Annotated in this window: 12 protein-coding genes; 10 read left to right on the forward strand and 2 right to left on the reverse strand. The window is 58.6% G+C overall.

All coding sequences use genetic code 11. The annotated features are described in order from the left end of the window. Positions 1-3: 3 nt before the first annotated feature. Both FNT36_RS17925 and FNT36_RS17930 read right to left on the reverse strand, forming a co-directional pair. Positions 4-711, reverse strand: coding sequence for a PspA/IM30 family protein (locus tag FNT36_RS17925; protein WP_144850474.1), 708 nt, complete (start codon positions 709-711; stop codon positions 4-6). After that, a complete protein-coding gene (locus tag FNT36_RS17930; protein ID WP_144850476.1) occupies positions 708-1,130 on the reverse strand; it encodes a YbjN domain-containing protein in 423 nt (140 codons plus the stop codon). The genes FNT36_RS17925 and FNT36_RS17930 overlap by 4 nt, the downstream gene beginning before the upstream one ends. Positions 1,131-1,299: 169 nt before the next feature. Here FNT36_RS17930 and FNT36_RS25605 point away from each other — a divergent pair, with 169 nt between their 5' ends. The 10 genes from FNT36_RS25605 (at position 1,300) to FNT36_RS17980 (ending at position 18,175) form a co-directional block, all read left to right on the forward strand. Further along, positions 1,300-2,091: an XRE family transcriptional regulator gene (locus FNT36_RS25605; protein ID WP_233636026.1), complete on the forward strand. Its 792-nt coding sequence runs from the start codon at positions 1,300-1,302 to the stop codon at positions 2,089-2,091. Between the two features lie 607 nt (positions 2,092-2,698). After that, complete coding sequence (locus FNT36_RS17940) at positions 2,699-4,216, forward strand: alpha-L-fucosidase (protein ID WP_144850478.1); 1,518 nt, start codon at positions 2,699-2,701, stop codon at positions 4,214-4,216. Positions 4,217-4,246: 30 nt separating this feature from the next. Further along, entirely contained in the window at positions 4,247-5,689 is a 1,443-nt protein-coding gene (locus tag FNT36_RS17945; RefSeq protein ID WP_144850480.1) for an alpha-L-fucosidase, read from the forward strand. A 97-nt stretch (positions 5,690-5,786) separates the two neighbouring features. Further along, on the forward strand, positions 5,787-7,649 hold the full coding sequence (locus tag FNT36_RS17950) for a glycoside hydrolase family 35 protein (protein ID WP_144850482.1): 1,863 nt from the start codon (positions 5,787-5,789) through the stop codon (positions 7,647-7,649). Between the two features lie 19 nt (positions 7,650-7,668). After that, on the forward strand, positions 7,669-10,053 hold the full coding sequence (locus FNT36_RS17955; RefSeq protein WP_144850484.1) for a glycoside hydrolase family 3 N-terminal domain-containing protein: 2,385 nt from the start codon (positions 7,669-7,671) through the stop codon (positions 10,051-10,053). Positions 10,054-10,264: 211 nt separating this feature from the next. Beyond that, entirely contained in the window at positions 10,265-11,515 is a 1,251-nt protein-coding gene (locus FNT36_RS17960) for an ROK family transcriptional regulator (protein WP_144850486.1), read from the forward strand. An 88-nt stretch (positions 11,516-11,603) separates the two neighbouring features. Continuing rightward, positions 11,604-13,547, forward strand: coding sequence for a glucosamine-6-phosphate deaminase (gene nagB, locus FNT36_RS17965; protein WP_144850488.1), 1,944 nt, complete (start codon positions 11,604-11,606; stop codon positions 13,545-13,547). A 68-nt stretch (positions 13,548-13,615) separates the two neighbouring features. Continuing rightward, positions 13,616-14,497, forward strand: coding sequence for an ROK family protein (locus FNT36_RS17970; protein WP_144850490.1), 882 nt, complete (start codon positions 13,616-13,618; stop codon positions 14,495-14,497). Continuing rightward, positions 14,494-16,824, forward strand: a complete 2,331-nt coding sequence (locus FNT36_RS17975) for a glycoside hydrolase family 20 protein (RefSeq protein WP_144850492.1) — start codon at positions 14,494-14,496, stop codon at positions 16,822-16,824. The genes FNT36_RS17970 and FNT36_RS17975 overlap by 4 nt, the downstream gene beginning before the upstream one ends. A gap of 55 nt (positions 16,825-16,879) precedes the next feature. Beyond that, positions 16,880-18,175 (forward strand): sugar MFS transporter, encoded by a 1,296-nt coding sequence (locus FNT36_RS17980; protein ID WP_144850495.1) that lies wholly within the window; start codon positions 16,880-16,882, stop codon positions 18,173-18,175. Positions 18,176-18,182 lie beyond the last annotated feature (7 nt).

An 18,182-nucleotide genomic window follows, 5' to 3' on the forward strand; every position in this document is an offset into this window, starting at 1 on the left:
CCACTATTCCGCCAGCCCGAGCTTCGCCTTCAGCGCAGCTAGCTCCTCCCCCGCTTTGCCCACCCCGGCCCGGCCGATGGCTTTGTCAATCTCGGCGTCAATGCTTTTGCTTTCCTGCGCTATTTCGCCGTAAGCTTCCCCTAGGGCCTCCTGCGCGGCTACTTTTTCTTTCATGCGCTCTAGCAGCGCTACCGTACCCGACGAGTCGAGCTGCGCCAACTGCTTGTTGATGGTAGCGGTGGCAGTGCTCACCGTCACGCGGGCTTTCAGGGTTTTCAGCTCGTTTTCCCACTGGCTGATGGTGCTTTTGAGCGCCTGCACATTTTGGTCGAGCTGGGAGGCCGATTGCTCAAACTTGGTCTGGTCTTGGGCCGAGCGAGTAGCGTGAGCTTCGTTTTCGGCTTTTTTGAGTAGGGCCTCGGTGGCGAGGCGGTCGGCCTCGGCGGCGCCTAGGTCACCTTTGTGGGCGCGCTGCAGCAGAAGCACAGCCTTGGTTTCGTAGTCGGCGGCTTTGGTACGGAAGCCTTCGGCTTCATTGCGGGCGCGGATGGCCATGGCTTTTACTTCGGCCAGGCCATGCAGGGCTTTGTCGAGGTCCTGGCGCAGGTCGCGCAGGCCTTGCTCTGTGAGCTTGATGGGGTCTTCGAGCTGATTAACAGCGGCGTGGGCTTCCGACTGCCCAATTTTGAAAAGACGATTCAGAATGTTCATGACGCGGAAGGGGCTGAAGGTGAAGGTTTAGAAAACTGAATCAACTCGTCGGCAAACTCGCTGAGCAGTAGCCCCAGTGAATTCACGCAGGCTTCGAGCTCGGGCAGGTCGAGGGTGTCGATTTGGAGCGTATCGCGGAAGATGAGACGCCGGCCAGTGTCATCCAAGGCGAATGCGCCGTGGATGATGTCGCGATTCTTTTGTAGCAATTGCCGGTAGATGTCGAGCGAAGGCGCGGGCAGTTCCAGTAGATACTGCTCTAGTATTAGGAGCGGGTCGCCGCAGCCGATGACCAGATTGCGGATACCCAGTTCGGGCTTGTCGACTACCAGCAGGTTTTCCGCCTCCTCGGCGTGGCAGACGTCAAAGCCTAGCTCTAATAAGTAAGCTTTGATTTTATGGAAGTAGGATTGATTCATAGGCTCGGTGGTAAGGATATGGGGAGGCCGCAATGCCACCCTAGGTGCACCTGCTCAAAAAAATAGCCACTGCACAGCTAGCGTTCTGGTGCTGATAGTAAATTTACGCTACAATCTTACGCAAGGTTCTTCAGATGCTCGTTCTTTGAGCATAAAATATTTTCCTAACATGTCCAACGTCGGCAAGAATATTCGCAAGCTGCGCACTGTTAAAAAGCTGAGTCAGGCTGCTTTTGCTGAATTATTTGGTCTGGCTCGGCCTAGTGTGGGCGCTTATGAGGAAGGTCGCTCGGAGCCGAAAATGGAAACGCTCATTCAAATTGCTCAGCATTTTGGCTTATCTGTAGACTTGCTACTTACAAAAGAGCTGACAGTAAATGAGCTGTACCACTTTGATATTTTCAAGGAAAATGGCGCACCTGTGGCAGCGCCGAGCCCCGCTCCAGCAGCTAGTCTTCCAGCCGATGTAACGCCCCTGGTGCTGGGCAGCCGTGCCCCCGAATACATTGTGCGGCACCACGACCCCGGTTACCTCGCTACCCTACCCTGGCTCAAACTACCGCACCAGCTTAGTGGCCCCACGCGGGCCTTCGAAATACGCGGGGCCGAAATGCAGCTGCCCAAGCGCCAGGGCCTGCGCCACAAAGACACCGTGCTGTGCAGTCGCGTAGCCCCTACCCAGCCCAGCGTGCAAGTCGGCCGCATTTACGTGTTCGTGACGCCCGGCAAAATCTTGGTGCGCCGCGTGGCCGGCCTACTAAACGAAGGCCAGCGCCTCCAGCTCCGCGCTGACAACGCCGACTACAGCCCCCAGGAGCTAGAGCTAACCCAGGCGCTGGAGATATGGGAGGTGCAAGGTGTCTTCACCACACACCTACACACGCCCGCCCGCCTCGATGAGCGCGTGGCCACCCTAGAGCAGCAGGTAGCCGAACTGCTGGCGCGGGTGGGAAAAGCTTAATGGGAGCGCTTCGTACCCACGCCACCCCACACAGGTCTGAGAGAGCTTCTATCAAGTACGCTAGCTTCTGCCACGAAGCCGAAGTGCTGCTTCTGCCTGCGCCTATGGATGCTTGCACGCCAAACAGCGCCCGAGCTCGACCTAGGGGCTTAGTAGAGTAAACCAAAACGCTGGGCTCTACTTACGCCCAGCGTGATCAGGATGTCCTAGGTATGCTTTTTACTTAGGCTTTGAAATACATTGATGCCGTTTCTGCAAGAGCAAACAACTGCGACGAAGTGAATTTTTCGAATTGTTATTTCGAATATTCTACTACCTTTGACGTATGCTGCTGAGGTTTCCACAGCAAGTACAGAAAGCCATCATAACGGGACCCCTTGTCAACTGCCCGCGCGAGCAGGGAGGCCACTGCCCTCCGACAACCTCAACTGTCCTCGTTTCTCCTATATAATCAGGTCTCGGCCCGCAGCTTGCTGGCTAGCCGCTACTCGTAGCCCTGAGGCCAGGCAAGTACTAATACATCCACCTAGCGCTGTAACACATAGTGGAAGGCCACCTAACGGACTGTTTGCTCCCCCAAAACCGGCAGAAGCTGCCCTTGCTTCTCATGAGCTGTCTCTGGCTGGCGAAGCCGCTAGCCAGCGCGGCCCAACTCTACGCCCCCGGCAGCTACGCCGCCATCCCGGCCGGCAGCTCGCCAGCTACCGTCATCCAGAAAGCGGCCCACGTAGTGCCCTCGCCGCGGCAACTGCGCTGGCAGCAGTTGGAGCTAACCGGCTTCCTGCACTTCGGGATGAATACGTTTACTAATAAGGAGTGGGGCGATGGCACAGAGAGCCCTTCTTTGTTTAATCCTACTTCGCTCGATGCTGGGCAGTGGGTAAAAACGTGCAAAGACGGCGGCATCAAGCAAGTCATTATTACGGCCAAGCACCACGATGGCTTTTGCCTGTGGCCTAGCAAGTACACCGAGCACTCAGTAAAGAACAGCCCCTGGAAAGGTGGCAAGGGCGACGTAGTGCGCGAGGTAGCCGATGCCTGCCACGCCCAAGGCATGGGCTTCGGCGTGTACCTCTCGCCCTGGGACCGCAACTCGCCTTACTTCGGTGATTCGGCCAAGTACAACAACTATTTCGTTAACCAATTGACCGAGCTGCTGACCAACTACGGTCGGGTCGATGAAGTATGGTTTGATGGAGCCAATGGCGAAGGGCCCACTGGCAAAAAGCAGGTGTACGATTTCAACCGCTGGTATGCCCTCATTCGCAAGCTGCAGCCCACGGCCGTGATTGCCGTGATGGGCCCCGACGTGCGCTGGGTAGGCACCGAATCGGGCTATGGCCGCGAAACCGAATGGAGCGTGGTGCCCACCGAGGCCCAGCGCCAAGCCAACGTGGCGGCCAACTCGCAGAAGGAGGCGGCGTTTGCCCCTAAAAACATGATGGAGGACGACCTAGGCAGCCGCGCCAAAATAAAAGATGCGCCGGCACTGGTCTGGTACCCGGCCGAAATTGACGTATCTATCCGGCCGGGTTGGTTTTATCACCCCACCGAAGACGATAAAGTAAAGACGCCGGCCAAACTGCTGGATATCTATAATAGCTCGGTGGGCCGCAACGGCGTGCTGCTGCTTAATATTCCGCCAGATAAGCGTGGCCTACTAGCCCAGGCTGATATTAACAGCCTCAAGGGATTTAGCAAGCTATTGACCGATACTTATGCTAATAACCTGCTCAAAGGCAGCAAAGTGAGCGGCCTAGGTGCCAGCCAAGCGACTGCGCTACTCGATACCAACTACCGCACCTACTGGACCACCACTGGCCGCGACACCACGGCCATACTCAGCTTCGCGCTACCTAAGTCGCAGATATTTAACGTACTGCAATTGCAGGAGAATATTACCCTAGGGCAGCGCATTGAAAGCTTTGTGCTCGAATACAAGAGCGGCGCGGAGTGGAAAACGGCTACTACTGGCACCACCGTTGGCTACAAGCGCATCCTCACGTTTGCGCCCGTGCAGGCCCAGCAAGTGCGGCTCCGCATCACCTCCTCACGCCTCAACCCTATCCTCTCAGCCATCGGCCTCTACCAGCAGCCGGCCGAGGCGGCAGCCCCTAAGCAATAAGCCCCTTTTTGGGATAATTAGTTAGCAGACATGAAGAAAGCTACCCTTGCCCTCGCCTTGCTGGCAGCGGCCAGTGCCCTCCCCACCTACGCCCAGCAGCAGGGCGTGCACCAGCAATCGACCGAGTACGAAGCGCCCACCGACCCGCTGGTGGTACAGAAGCTAGACAAGTGGCGCGACCAAAAATTCGGCCTCATCCTGCACTGGGGCCTGTATGCCATCCCGGGCATCATCGAGTCGTGGACTATCTGCTCGGAGGACTGGATTGAGCGCGACAGCACCATCGCCTACGAGGACTACAAGAAGCGCTATTGGGACTACAGCAAGCAGTTCAACCCAACCAAGTTCAACCCCGAGCAGTGGGCCAGCGTGGCCAAGAAGGCGGGCATGCGCTACCTGGTGTTTACGACCAAGCACCACGACGGCTACAACATGTTCGACACCAAGCAGTCGGACTTTAAGATTAGCAGCGGGCCGTTCAAAAACGACCCTAGGGCCGACGTGGCCAAGTACGTGTTTGATGCGTTCCGCAAGCAGGACTTCATGATTGGGGCCTACTTCTCGAAGCCCGACTGGCACACGCAGGATTTCTGGTGGTCGAAGTACGCCACGCCCAACCGCAACGTCAACTACGACATCAAAAAGTACCCGTGGCGCTGGAAAAAGTATCAGGACTTCACTTACAACCAGATAAGTGAGCTGATGCACAACTACGGGCGCATGGATATTCTGTGGCTCGACGGCGGCTGGGTGCGGCCTAAGGAGACCGTGAACGCCGAGGTGCGCTCGTGGGGCGCGCCCATCCCCGAGTTTAGCCAGGATGTGAACATGCCGCGCATTGCTACCATGGCCCGCCAGGCACAGCCCGGCCTGCTAATGGTAGACCGCACCGTGCACGGCCCCTACGAAAACTACCAAACGCCCGAGCAAAAAGTACCTGACCACCAGCTGGCTAACCCCTGGGAAAGCTGCCTGACGCTGGCCAATAACTGGGGCTACGTGCCGAACGACGTATACAAGTCGCCCACCAAAATCATCCACTCGTTGGTAGAAGTGGTGGCCAAAGGCGGCAGCCTGCTCCTAGGGGTAGGCCCCCGGCCCGACGGCACCCTCGACCAAGAAGCCGTGACACGCCTCGAAGCCATTGGTAAGTGGCTGGATGTGAACGGCGCTGCCATCTATAGCACCCGCTCGACGCCCCTCTACCAGGACGGCAGCACCTACTTCACGCAGGGCAAAAAGGGCACCCGCTACGCCATCGCCTGCCTGCCTGAAAACCAGGCTGCGCCAACTACTTTAACCTGGACCGGCAACGTGCCCAAGAAAGGCTCTAAGCTCACGCTGCTGCAAACCGGCAAGTCCGTGAAGTGGAGCGCCAGCGGTGATAAAGTGACGCTTACTATGCCGGCTGGTATGTCTACGCAAGCGGGCGCCTACCCAGCGCTGGCGTTTGCCTTCGTACCAGAGAAATAGAACGTCACGCTGACGTGCGCGCCTCCCCCGACCCGCTCTCCTTTCTCGGGAAGGGGCCAGGGAGGCGCCTACGCTTTGCTACAACTTGACTTGCTTCATGCCTCCGTTTTCCTTCAAAAGCGCTGCCCTAGGCTTGCTGCTCACCACTAGCCTCACCGCCCAGGCGCAGCAGAAACACACGTTTGAAATTAAAGACGGGCAGTTTCGCTACGACGGCCAACCGACCCAGATTCACTCGGGTGAAATGCACTACGCCCGCGTGCCGAAGGAATACTGGCGGCACCGGCTAAAGATGCTGAAGGCGATGGGTCTTAATACGGTAGCCACCTACGTATTCTGGAATTACCACCACCCCACGCCGGGCACCTGGGACTTCAAAACAGGCAGCCACAACCTGCCTGAGTTTCTGAAAACGGCACAGGAGGAAGGGCTGTTCGTCATTTTGCGGCCGGGCCCCTACGCCTGCGCGGAGTGGGAGTTTGGGGGCTACCCGTGGTGGCTGCAGCAGAATAAGAACCTAGTAATCCGGGCTAACAACCAGCCGTTTCTGGATTCGTGCCGCGTGTACTTGCGCCACCTGGCCCAGCAGGTGAAGGGCTACCAGGTGAGCCACGGCGGGCCGGTTATCATGACCCAGGTTGAGAACGAGTTCGGGTCCTACGTATCGCAGCGCCCCGATGTGCCGCTGGCTGAGCACCGCCAATACAACGCCGCCATCCGGCAGCAGCTGGCCGAGGTGGGCTTCGAGGGGCCGTTTTTCACGTCCGATGCCTCCTCACTATTTGAGGGCGGCGCCACGCCGGGCGCCCTGCCCACCGCCAATGGCGAGGACAACGTGGAGCGATTGAAGAAGGCTGTAAATCAGTATCATAATAACCTAGGGCCCTATATGGTGGCCGAGTACTACCCTGGCTGGCTCGACCACTGGGGTGAGCCCTTCGTGCGCGTAGGCACCGAGCAGGTGGCCAAGCAGGTCGAAACCTACCTTAAAAACGACGTCAGCTTTAACTTCTACATGGTGCACGGAGGCACCAACTTTGGGTTTACAGCGGGCGCCAACTACGACGGGAAGCATGATATTCAGCCCGATATCACGAGCTACGACTACGACGCGCCCATCAGCGAGGCGGGCTGGGTGACGCCCAAGTACACTGCCATCCGCGAGCTGATGCAGCGCTACGTGAAGTACCCGGTGCCCGCCGTGCCGGCCCCCATTCTGGTTATTACCCTCCCCCCCATTGCGCTTAGCAAGGCGGTAAGCTTATTTGACTTCAAGCGCGACCTCAAGCCCGTAGTCAGCAGCACTCCGCTAACATTCGAGGACCTAGGGCAAGGCCACGGCTACGTGCTATATAGCAAGCGGTTTGTGCAGCCAGTGCAGGGTAAGCTACAAGTCAAGGGCCTGCGCGACTACGCCACGGTGTACGTGAACGGCAAGCTAGTAGGCGAGCTAAACCGCCAGCAGAACAAGTACGAGCTCGACGTGCAAATCCCCGCCAACGGCACCCTAGAGCTGCTGGTCGAGAACATGGGTCGCATCAACTACGGCGCTGACATTGTGCATAATACAAAGGGCATCATCTCGCCAGTCGTCCTCAGCGGCGCCGACGTTACGGGCGATTGGCAGATGGTGAAGCTGCCCTTTGACCGCGTGCCCGACCTAGGGAAATACCCAGCTAAAAGCCAGGCCGGCCAGCCCACGCTCTACACGGGCACGTTCGAGGTGAAGCAAATTGGCGACACGTTCCTGGATATGCGCGACTGGGGCAAGGGCATTGTGTTCGTGAACGGGCACCCCCTAGGGCGCTACTGGAAGGTGGGCCCGCAGCAGACGCTGTACCTGCCCGGCTGCTGGCTTACCAAAGGCAAAAACACCGTAGTGGTGCTAGAGCAGCAAAACGACGTATTGCATAAAGACTTAAAAACTACCGACAAGCCAATTTTAGACGCCCTGCGCTAGCGAATAATTACATCCCCTTATGCCGAAGTATTTAGCCCTAGGGCTGTGCCTGCTGGGTGCCACCGCCACCTACGCCCAGTCGAAAAAGCCGTTGTACCAGGACCGCACTGCGCCCACTGACGCCCGCGTGCAAGACCTACTGGCTCGCATGACGACCGAGGAAAAAGTGGGCCAGCTCTCGACCCTCCTAGGGTGGGAAATGTATCAGAAGGACGGCCAGAAGGTTAGCGCGAGCGCAGCGTACAAAAAGGCGGTAGATGAGCGCCACATCGGCGCGCTGTGGGCCACGCTGCGCGCTGACCCATGGACTAAGAAAACCCTGCTCACCGGCCTCAACCCCAAGCTAGCTGCTGAAGCCACCAACGCCCTGCAGAAATACGCTGTGGAGCACACGCGGCTGCATATTCCGCTGCTGTTGGCCGAGGAGTGCCCGCACGGCCACATGGCCATTGGCACCACGGTGTTTCCGACGTCCATCGGCCAAAGCAGCACTTGGGACCCGGCCCTGATTAAGCGCATGGCCACGGCCATTGCCCAGGAAGCGCGGGTGCAGGGCGCGCACATCGGCTACGGACCGGTGCTGGATTTAGCCCGTGAGCCGCGCTGGTCTAGGGTCGAGGAAACCTACGGCGAAGACCCTGTGCTCAACGGCCAGATGGGCGTGGCGATGGTGCAGGGCTTTCAGGGCAGCAGCCTGAAGAGCGGCGCTAATATCGTGTCTACGCTCAAGCACTTCACGGCCTACGGCGTGCCCGAAGGTGGCCACAACGGCGGCAGCATCAGCACCGGCCAGCGCGAACTGTTCCAGAGCTACTTACCCCCATTTCGGGCAGCGGTAAAGGCCGGGGCGCAGTCCATTATGACGGCATATAACTCCATCGATGGGGTGCCGTGCTCGGCCAATCCATACTTGCTCACCGATGTGCTACGCCAGCAGTGGGGTTTCCTGGGCTTCACGGTGTCGGACCTAGGGAGCATTTCGGGCCTGGTGGGCAACCACCACGTGGCTGCCACGGCGCCCGAAGCCGCCGCCCTAGCCATCAACGCCGGCCTTGACGACGACCTCAGCGGCTACGGCTACGACAAGGATTTGCTGGCCGCTGTGCAGCAGAAGCTAGTTGCGCCCGAGGTGCTCGACCGCGCCGTGGGCCGCGTGCTACGGGTGAAGTTTGAAATGGGTCTTTTCGAAAATCCCTACGTAGACCCCGCCAAGGCGGTCAAGCAGGTACACACGCCCGCCAACGTGCAGCTGGCTAGGCAAGTAGCTCGCGAGTCGGTAGTGCTGCTGAAGAACGACAACAACGCGCTGCCACTGGCCAAAACCTTGCAGCGCATCGCCGTTATCGGCCCTAACGCCGACAACATGTACAACCAGCTCGGCGACTACACCGCGCCCCAGCCCGAAAGCAACGTGGTAACGGTGCTCGAAGGCATCCGGGCCAAGCTGCCGGCCGCCCAGGTGACCTACGCCAAGGGCTGCGCCATACGCGACACTACCAGCGCCAACATCGCCGAGGCCGTGGCCGCCGCCAAGCAGGCTCAGGTGGCGGTGGTGGTCCTAGGTGGCTCCAGCGCCCGCGACTTCAAAACCGAGTACCAAAGCACTGGCGCGGCCACCGTTACGGCCGCCGCTAAAAATGAGGCTATCAGCGATATGGAGAGTGGCGAAGGCTACGACCGAGCTTCACTCGATTTACTAGGCAAGCAGCAGCAATTGCTACAAGCCGTGGTGGCCACGGGCACACCGGTAGTGGTGGTGCTCATCAAAGGCCGGCCACTGAACCTCAACTGGATGGCTTCCCACGTGCCCGCCCTACTCGATGCCTGGTACCCCGGTCAGGAGGGCGGCCATGCCGTAGCCGACGTGCTTTTTGGCGACTATAACCCGGCTGGCCGCCTGCCTATCTCGGTAGCCAAAAGCGTGGGCCAGTTGCCGGTGTACTACAACGCTAAGCGTCCTGTCACCCACGGCTACGTCGAGATGGATAACAAACCACTCTACAGCTTCGGTCATGGCTTGAGCTATAGTAAGTTCGAATACTCCGACCTGCAAGTAACTCCCACTGAAACCCAGGGCGCAGTGCAAGTAAAAGTGCAGTTTAAGGTCAAAAATACCAGCTCCCGAGCCGGCGACGAGGTAGCTCAGGTCTACCTAACCGACGATGTTAGCTCGGTGGTGACGCCGGTGAAGCAACTCAAGAAATTTCAGCGCCTCACGCTTAAAGCTGGTGAGCAACAGGAAGTCGTATTCGAGCTAACAGCTGAAGACCTGATGCTGCTCAACGGCAGCCTGAAATGGGTAGTGGAGCCGGGTACCTTCACGGCGCAAGTCGGCGCCTCTTCGGAGGACCTTCGGCTCAAGACGCAGTTCAACGTGGCGAAGGCGGTAGAGAAAGTGCAGTAGACCAGTAATCGGTAGGCCAGAATCGGCGAGATTATCTGTGCCGCCATACTGACTGAGTTTACTAGATGACACGATAGTGAATGAGAGAACGAGCAGCTGTTCGTTCTCTCATTTTTTTATGGTATAAGATAGACTTCTATAAAATTTTTATAAAAGTGTTTGCACTTCTCGAAAAAGATAACTTTATTTACCGAAAATATAACCCCGCCATATGAGTTCATTATTAGCTCTAGAGGAAACTCACCTTGCGCGGCTCAATAATATTGAACGGCGCAAGCACATACAGAAGCTCAAGATTGTGAAGCATTTGTATGTAAAAGGGGCTAAGACGAACGCCGATATTTGCAGCCGCTTTAACATCAGTTCGCCTACTTCCATCGCCATACTGAATGAGCTGGTAGCAGAAGGCTTGGTGGAGAAACAAGGTCGGGGTAAGTCGCTGGGAGGCCGCAAGCCAGAGCTTTACGGGCTGCGCGACGGGTCGCTGTTTGTGCTGAGTGTGCACATGGAGCAATTCAAGACCCGAATGGCCATCTTTGATAATAATAATCAGATTATCAATGGCGTGCACACCTTCAATATTGAGCTCACGCCCGACTTAGGGGCACTGCCGCAACTGCACGCCCACGCTCAGGCGCTAATTGAAGCGTCGGGCATTGAGCTGAAAAAACTGGTTGGCGTGGGCATCAGCATGCCAGGCCTAGTCGACTCGAAGGAGGGCAATAACCACACCTACCTGCTCACGACCGGCGAGCCGGAATCGCTGCAGCAACTGCTGGAGCAACAGTTTGGCAAGCCAGTTTTCTTGCAAAACGATGCCAAGAGCGCGGCCCTAGCCGAGTACCGCTTTGGCCTGGCGCACGGGCAGCGCGATGTGCTGGTACTGTCCATGGACTGGGGCATCGGCATGGGCGTGATACTGGATGGCAAGCTCCGTAGCGGCGCCTCGGGCTTTGCCGGCGAGTTTGGCCACATTCCGCTTGTGGATGGCGGCGCGCTGTGCCACTGCGGCAAGCGCGGCTGCCTCGAAACGGTGGCCTCGGGCAGCGCCATTGTGCGCATTGCCAAGGCTGGCATTCAGGCGGGGCAGCACACCATGCTAAGCCAGTTGCCAGCGCAGCAAGTAGCTAATCTACAGCCCGAACACGTGTACGAGGCTGCCCAGCAAGGCGACCAGTTTGCGATTAACACGCTGGCCGAAGTGGGCACTAACCTTGGCAAGGGCATCGCCATTCTCACGCAGCTTTTCAACCCCGAGCTTATCATCTTGGGGGGCGAGGTGGCGCCGGCCAAGCAATTTATTCTGCCCAATATCCAGCAAGCCATCAATACCTACTGCATGGCGCAGCTCCGCGAGAGAACCAGCCTCGTGGTGTCGGAGCTGGGCAATAACGCCGTGATTCTGGGCTCGGTAGCGACCGTGATGGAAAACATTTTTGAAAGCTACCTAGAGCTTGCCTGAGCTTACCCGCCCCATCGCTAGCCGCTTCATCTACTTCATCTTACCTCTTTCACTTTAGCATTTTCGCAGCCTTACAAGCTTTGCCGCCATGCAGAACGTTACCTTACCCATCACAACCCGCCTGAACCTCCTGGAGGAGACGCGCTTTGAAAAGCTGCCGGTGACCGTGTACCGCAACAAGCAGGTGGCTTCCGTGCAGGTAGCCGAGCGCATTGCCAACCTCATCAAAAGCAAGCAGCAGCAGGGCGAAAAAGCTGTCCTTGGGCTGGCTACCGGGGCCACGCCGGTAGGCGTGTACGAGGAGCTAGTGCGCATGCACCGCGAAGAAGGGTTGAGCTTTCGCAACGTGGTGACGTTCAACCTAGACGAGTACTACCCCATGCAGCCCACGTCGCCGCAGAGCTACGTGACGTTCATGAATGAAAACCTGTTCGACCACATTGATATCGAGCGGCAGAACGTGCACATCCCGGATGGTACGCTGGCCCCCGATGAAGTGGCGGCCTTCTGCGTCAACTACGAGCGCCAGATTGAGGAGCACGGCGGGCTGGACTTGCAAATTCTAGGTATCGGCCGCACCGGCCACGTGGGCTTCAACGAGCCGGGCTCGGCGCCCAACTCAGGCACGCGCCTCGTGACGCTAGATGACCTCACGCGCCGCGACGCCTCGCGCGATTTTGGCGGCAAGGAAAACGTGCCGACCAAGGCTATCACGATGGGCATCGGCACCATCTTCAAAGCACACGAAATTGTATTGATGGCTTGGAGCGGCAATAAGGCGCCCATCATCAAAAAGGCCGTGGAGGGCGAGGTATCGAGCGAGGTGCCAGCCACTTACTTGCAGCTGGCCGACAATGTGGATTTTGTGCTGGATGAGGCCGCGGCGGCCGAACTCACACGCTTCGACACCCCTTGGCTGGTGAAGGACTGCGAGTGGGACGAGCAGCTGATTAAGAAGGCCGTTATCTGGCTGTCGAACACCCTAGGCAAGCCCATTCTGAAGCTGACCGAGGACGACTACAACAGCAACGGCATGGCCCAGCTGGCCACCGAGCGCGGCCCGGTATACAACATCAACATTCACATCTTCAACAAGCTACAGCATACCATTACGGGTTGGCCGGGCGGCAAGCCCGGTGCCGATGACTCGCAGCGCCCCGAGCGCGCCCTACCCGAAAAGAAGAACGTAATCATCTTCTCGCCTCACCCCGACGACGATGTAATCTCGATGGGCGGCACGTTTATCCGCCTCATCGACCAGGGCCACAACGTGCACGTGGCTTATCAAACCTCGGGGAACACGGCCGTGTGGGACGACGACGTGCTGCGCTACGTGGAGTTTGCTATTGACTTCGACCGGAGCCTAGGTAAGGATACCAGCCAGCTGCAGGGCGTGTACGATGGCATGCGCCAGTTCATCCAGCACAAGCAGCCCAACCAGCCTGACAGCCAAGAAATTCGCAATGTAAAGAGCTTCATTCGCAAGAGCGAGGCCATTGCGGGGGCGCGCTACGCCGGGCTGAGCGATGACCACATTCACTTCCAGGCGCTGCCCTTCTACGAGTCGGGCCGGACGGCAAAGCTCTCGGTGACGGACAAGGACATCGAGCTGACGATGGACCTGCTCCAGCAGGTGAAGCCGCAGCAAGTGTTCGTGGCCGGCGACTTTGCCGACCCCAATGGCACGCACATCGTGTGCTTCAACATCGTGATTGAGGCGCTGCGCCGCTTGCGCCAGACCGAGGCCTGGGTAGAGGAATGCTGGGTGTGGATGTACCGCGGCGCATGGCACGAGTTCAAGCCCTACGAGATTGAGATGGCCGTGCCGCTGTCGCCGCAGGAAGTGCTGCGCAAGCGCAACGCCATCTTCAAGCACCAGAGCCAGAAGGATACGCCGGTGTTCCCCGGCGACGATGCCCGCGAGTTCTGGGTGCGCGCCGAGCACCGCAACCACGAAACGGCCCAGCAATACGACCGCCTGGGCATGGCCAATTACGAGGCCATGGAAGCCTTTGTGCGCTACAAGTTTTAAGCTACCCGAGTGCCCTACCCCACCCCGACTCCTGGGTGGGGTAATTCCCTTTAGCATATTCTAACTACATGACCAGCAACAAGTACCTAGGCGTCGATATTGGCGGAACGAAAATTCAGGTGGGCATCGTGCAAGAAGGCGAGCTTATCCAGGAGGTTCGTTTTGAAACCTCGGCCACCGCTTCCAAAGAGCAGATTCTGGCCGAGCTGGCGCACAATCTAGCGCCGCTAGTCACGGCCGATGTGGTGGGCATTGGCATCGGCGTGCCCGGGCTGGTAGATGAGGAAGAAGGCATTGTGCACAACGTGCAGAACATTCCGTCGTGGCGCGAGGTGCACTTGAAGCAGCACTTAGCCATTTACTTCGACAAGCCAGTGTACCTCACCAACGACGCCAACGCGTTTGCTATCGGCGAGAAAATGTACGGCCAGGGCCGGCCCTATGCCAACCTAGTGGGCCTAGCCCTAGGTACCGGTTTGGGAGCAGGCATTGTGATTAACCACCAGGTGTACTCGGGCACGCTATCGAGCGCTGGCGAGTTTGGCATGATTCCGTATCTCGACAAGACCATCGAGGACTACTGCAGCGGCAAGTTTTTCAGCCAGCGCACGGGCCGGGTGGGCGCCGAGTGGCACGCCCTCGCCCAGCAGGGCGATGCAGAAGCCCTAGCCCTCTATGATGAGCTAGGGCGGCACCTAGGGCGGGCGCTGCACATTATCCTGTATGCCATTGCCCCTGAGGCTATTTTCCTGGGTGGCTCAGTAAGCCAGGGCTACGAGTTTTTCCGCGATGGCTTGTACGAAACCTTGGGCGCTTTCCCATTCCGTCAAGTCACTGACCGCTTAGTGGTAGCCCCTTCGCTCTTAGGCAACGCGGCGGTACTTGGGGCAGCGGCCCTCTGCCACATGAAGCAAGCCACCCCTCACGCGCAACCTGCCCTGGCTCTATGAAAAGGAAACTATGGGCCGTTGCGGCCGCCATCTTAAGCTTAGGCTGGAGCGCACCGGCCGCTGCCCAGCAGGCTCCTACTAGCCCACGTGCTATCGCGGTTATTCCACAGCCCGTGCGGCTGGTGCCCGGCACCGGTAGCTTCGCTATCACGGCGTCCACTAAGATTTACGTCGGCCCCAAAAACGACGAACTGCGCCGCATTGGGCAGTCGCTGAGCCAGGAGATAGCGCGTGCCACCGGCGTGCAGCCCGCTGTGGTGCCCACTGCGCCGGGCAAGCAGCAGGCAGGCTCTATCTACCTGAAGCTAACGGCCTCTGCCGATACCCTAGGCGCCGAGGGCTACACGCTCAGCGTGCAGCCGACGCAGGTGGTACTGGCTGCCAACCAGCCACAGGGTCTGTTCCTAGGTACCCAAACCATCCGGCAATTGCTGCCTGCCCAGCGCACGGTGGGCGCCAGCCTACCAGTCATGGAGGTGGCTGATAAGCCGCGCTACCAGTGGCGCGGCATGCACCTCGACGTGAGCCGCCACTTCTTCCCGACCGAGTTCGTGAAGCAGTATATCGACTATCTGGCGCTGCACAAAATGAACACCTTCCACTGGCATCTGACCGATGACCAGGGCTGGCGCATCGAAATCAAGAAATACCCTAAGCTGACCACGCTGGGCGGCTTCCGCGAGGGCACCCTCATTGGGCACTACGGCGCCAAGGTGCCGGAGTACGACAACGTGCGCTACGGCGGCTTCTACACCCAGGAGCAGATAAAGGAGGTCGTGAAGTACGCGCAAGACCGCTACATCACGGTGGTGCCCGAAATCGAGATGCCCGGCCACGCGCTGGCGGCTCTCACGGCCTATCCCGAGCTTTCGTGCACCGGCGGGCCGTTTAAAGTAGGCCAGACCTGGGGCGTGTACGACGACATTTTTTGTGCCGGCAACGAGCAGACGTTCGCTTTTCTGCAGGACGTGCTGACGGAGGTAATGCCGCTGTTTCCGAGCAAGACCGTGCACATTGGGGGCGACGAAGCACCTAAGACCCGCTGGAAAGTCTGCCCCAAGTGCCAGGCCCGCATCAAGGCCGAGCACCTCAAAGACGAGCACGAGTTACAGAGCTACTTCGTGCAGCGCATGGAGAAATTCGTGAATAGCAGGGGCAAAACCATCATGGGCTGGGATGAAATCCTGGAGGGTGGCCTGGCTCCTAATGCCGCCGTGATGTCGTGGCGCGGCATGGAAGGCGGCATGGCCGCCGCCAAGCAAAAGCACCAGGTGGTCATGACGCCCGGCGAGTTTGTGTACTTCGACCACGCTCAGGGTGAAGCCAGCTTGGAGCCGCTCAACATTGGCGGCTACCTGCCCTTGGAAAAAGTCTATTCCTTCGAGCCTACTCCTTCGGAGCTAAGCGCTGACGAAAAGAAATACATCCTAGGTGCCCAGGCCAACCTCTGGACCGAATATATCCCCACCACGCAGCAAGTCGAGTACATGGTGCTGCCCCGCATGTCGGCTCTGGCCGAAGTGCTCTGGACGCCCGCCCGCCAGAAAGACTGGGAGAGCTTCAAAGTGCGCATGCAGCCGCAATACCAGCGCTTCGCGGCCCTAGATGCCAACTACGCCAAAAGCGCCTTCAACGTGCGCCAGCAGTTCGCACCCGACACCACCAAAGGCGGCGACATGGTAAGCCTGCTACTCGACGCCACCGGTCCGCAGATTACATACACGCTCGACGGCACAGCGCCTACGCCAGCCTCTACTGCCTACACAGGGCCATTTGCTCTTACCACCTCGGCTACTGTGAAAGCGGCCTCGTTTGAGAAGGGGCAGCCAGCAGGCAAAATGACTAGCACCGACGTGCTCGCGCACAAAGCGTTTGCCATCCCTACCAAGCTGGCCGCCGCGCCCCACAAAAACTATCGGGGCACCGGCGCACTTACGCTGGTCGATGGCCTGAAAGGCTCGCGCAGCCACACCGATGGGCACTGGCTCGGGTTCCTAGGCGATAACTTAGCGGCGACGCTCGACTTGAAGAAAGCCACCGAAATCAGCTCCGTACGCAGCACTTTTTTGCAAAAGCCTGAAGACAAAATCCTCTTGCCGACCACTTTGGAAGTAGCCGTGTCGACCGATGGGCGCACCTACAAAACGGTGTACTCGGCACCCGTAGCAGCGGCCCAGCCCGGCACAGGCATCAGCGAGGTGAAGGCTGAATGGAAAAAAACCAAAGCCCGCTTCGTGCGAGTTACCGCTAAAAATGCCCAGCCGGCAGCAGCCAATCAGCAGGCACCCGACACCTGGCTGTTTGCCGATGAGTTGGTGGTGCAGTAAGCTGTGCCGTGCAGTTCCTTAGTCTTATTCCCATCCTAGTTCTATTCCCCGTAGTATGCCGAAAGTAGCTCCTCCAACCAGCGCAAACACGCTGCCTCCCCCGGCCAGCAGTCAGCAAAACCGCTCGATTGTCATTATCGGGGCGCTGTTTTTCATCTTCGGGTTCGTTACCTGGCTCAACTCGGTACTGATTCCGTACCTGAAAATTTCCTGCGAGCTGACCAACTTCGAAGCGTACCTGGTTACGTTCGCTTTCTACATCTCGTACCTAGTGATGGCCATTCCATCGGCCTGGGTGCTCAAAGTCACGGGCTTTAAGAAAGGGATGTCGGCCGGGTTGCTGGTAATGGGCGTCGGGGCACTGTTGTTTGTGCCAGCAGCCCTCACGCGCACCTACGGGCTGTTCTTGCTGGGTTTGTTTGTGCAAGGCACTGGCTTGGCCGTGCTGCAAACGGCCGCTAATCCTTACATCACCATCCTAGGTCCCCGCGAAAGCGCCGCCAAGCGCATCAGCATCATGGGCATCTGCAATAAGGTAGCCGGAGCACTAGCGCCAGTAGCCCTAGGTGCCGTGGCCCTTAAAGACGCCGATGCCCTCGTGAAGCGCCTAGGCAGCATGGACCCTGCCGCTAAAGCCACCGAGCTCGACGCCCTAGCCGCCCGCGTGGTTACGCCCTACCTGCTCATGCTGGGCGTGCTGGTGCTACTAGCCGTGCTCATCTACTTCTCGTCGCTGCCCGAAATCGACACCGACCACGAAGACGAAGCCGTAGCCGCTGCCAACACCAACAAGTCGAGCGTCTTTCATTTTCCGCACCTGATACTAGGCGCGCTGGCCATGTTCTTTTACGTGGGTGTAGAAGTAATTGCGGGCGACACCATCATTAGCTACGGCGCCTCGCAGGGCATTGCGCTCAGCACTGCCAAGTTCTTCACCACGTGCACGCTAATAGCCATGATTGTGGGCTACGGCGTGGGTATTGTGGCCATTCCGCGGCTCATTTCGCAGGAGAAAGCATTGCAGGTTTCGGCCGTTACGGGGGTGCTGTTTGCCCTAGGTGCCCTTTTCACTCACGGCTACACGTCGGTGTTATTCATCTCGCTGCTGGGCTTGGCCAATTCGCTCATCTTCCCGGCCATCTGGCCGCTGGCCATTGAGGGGCTGGGGCGCTTTACCAAGCTGGGCTCGTCGCTGCTGATTATGGCCATTGCTGGGGGTGCGGTGCTGCCGCCCTTGTATGGGCTATTGGCCGACCATTCTTCGCCCCAACACGCTTACTGGCTGGTAGTTCCGTGTTACTTATTTCTGCTGTTCTACGGCGTGGCTGGGCATAAAGTCCGGCGCGCCTAAGTGCTTG

The sequence above is a fragment of the Hymenobacter setariae genome (assembly GCF_007713685.1).
Taxonomy (GTDB): Bacteria; Bacteroidota; Bacteroidia; order Cytophagales; family Hymenobacteraceae; genus Hymenobacter; species Hymenobacter setariae.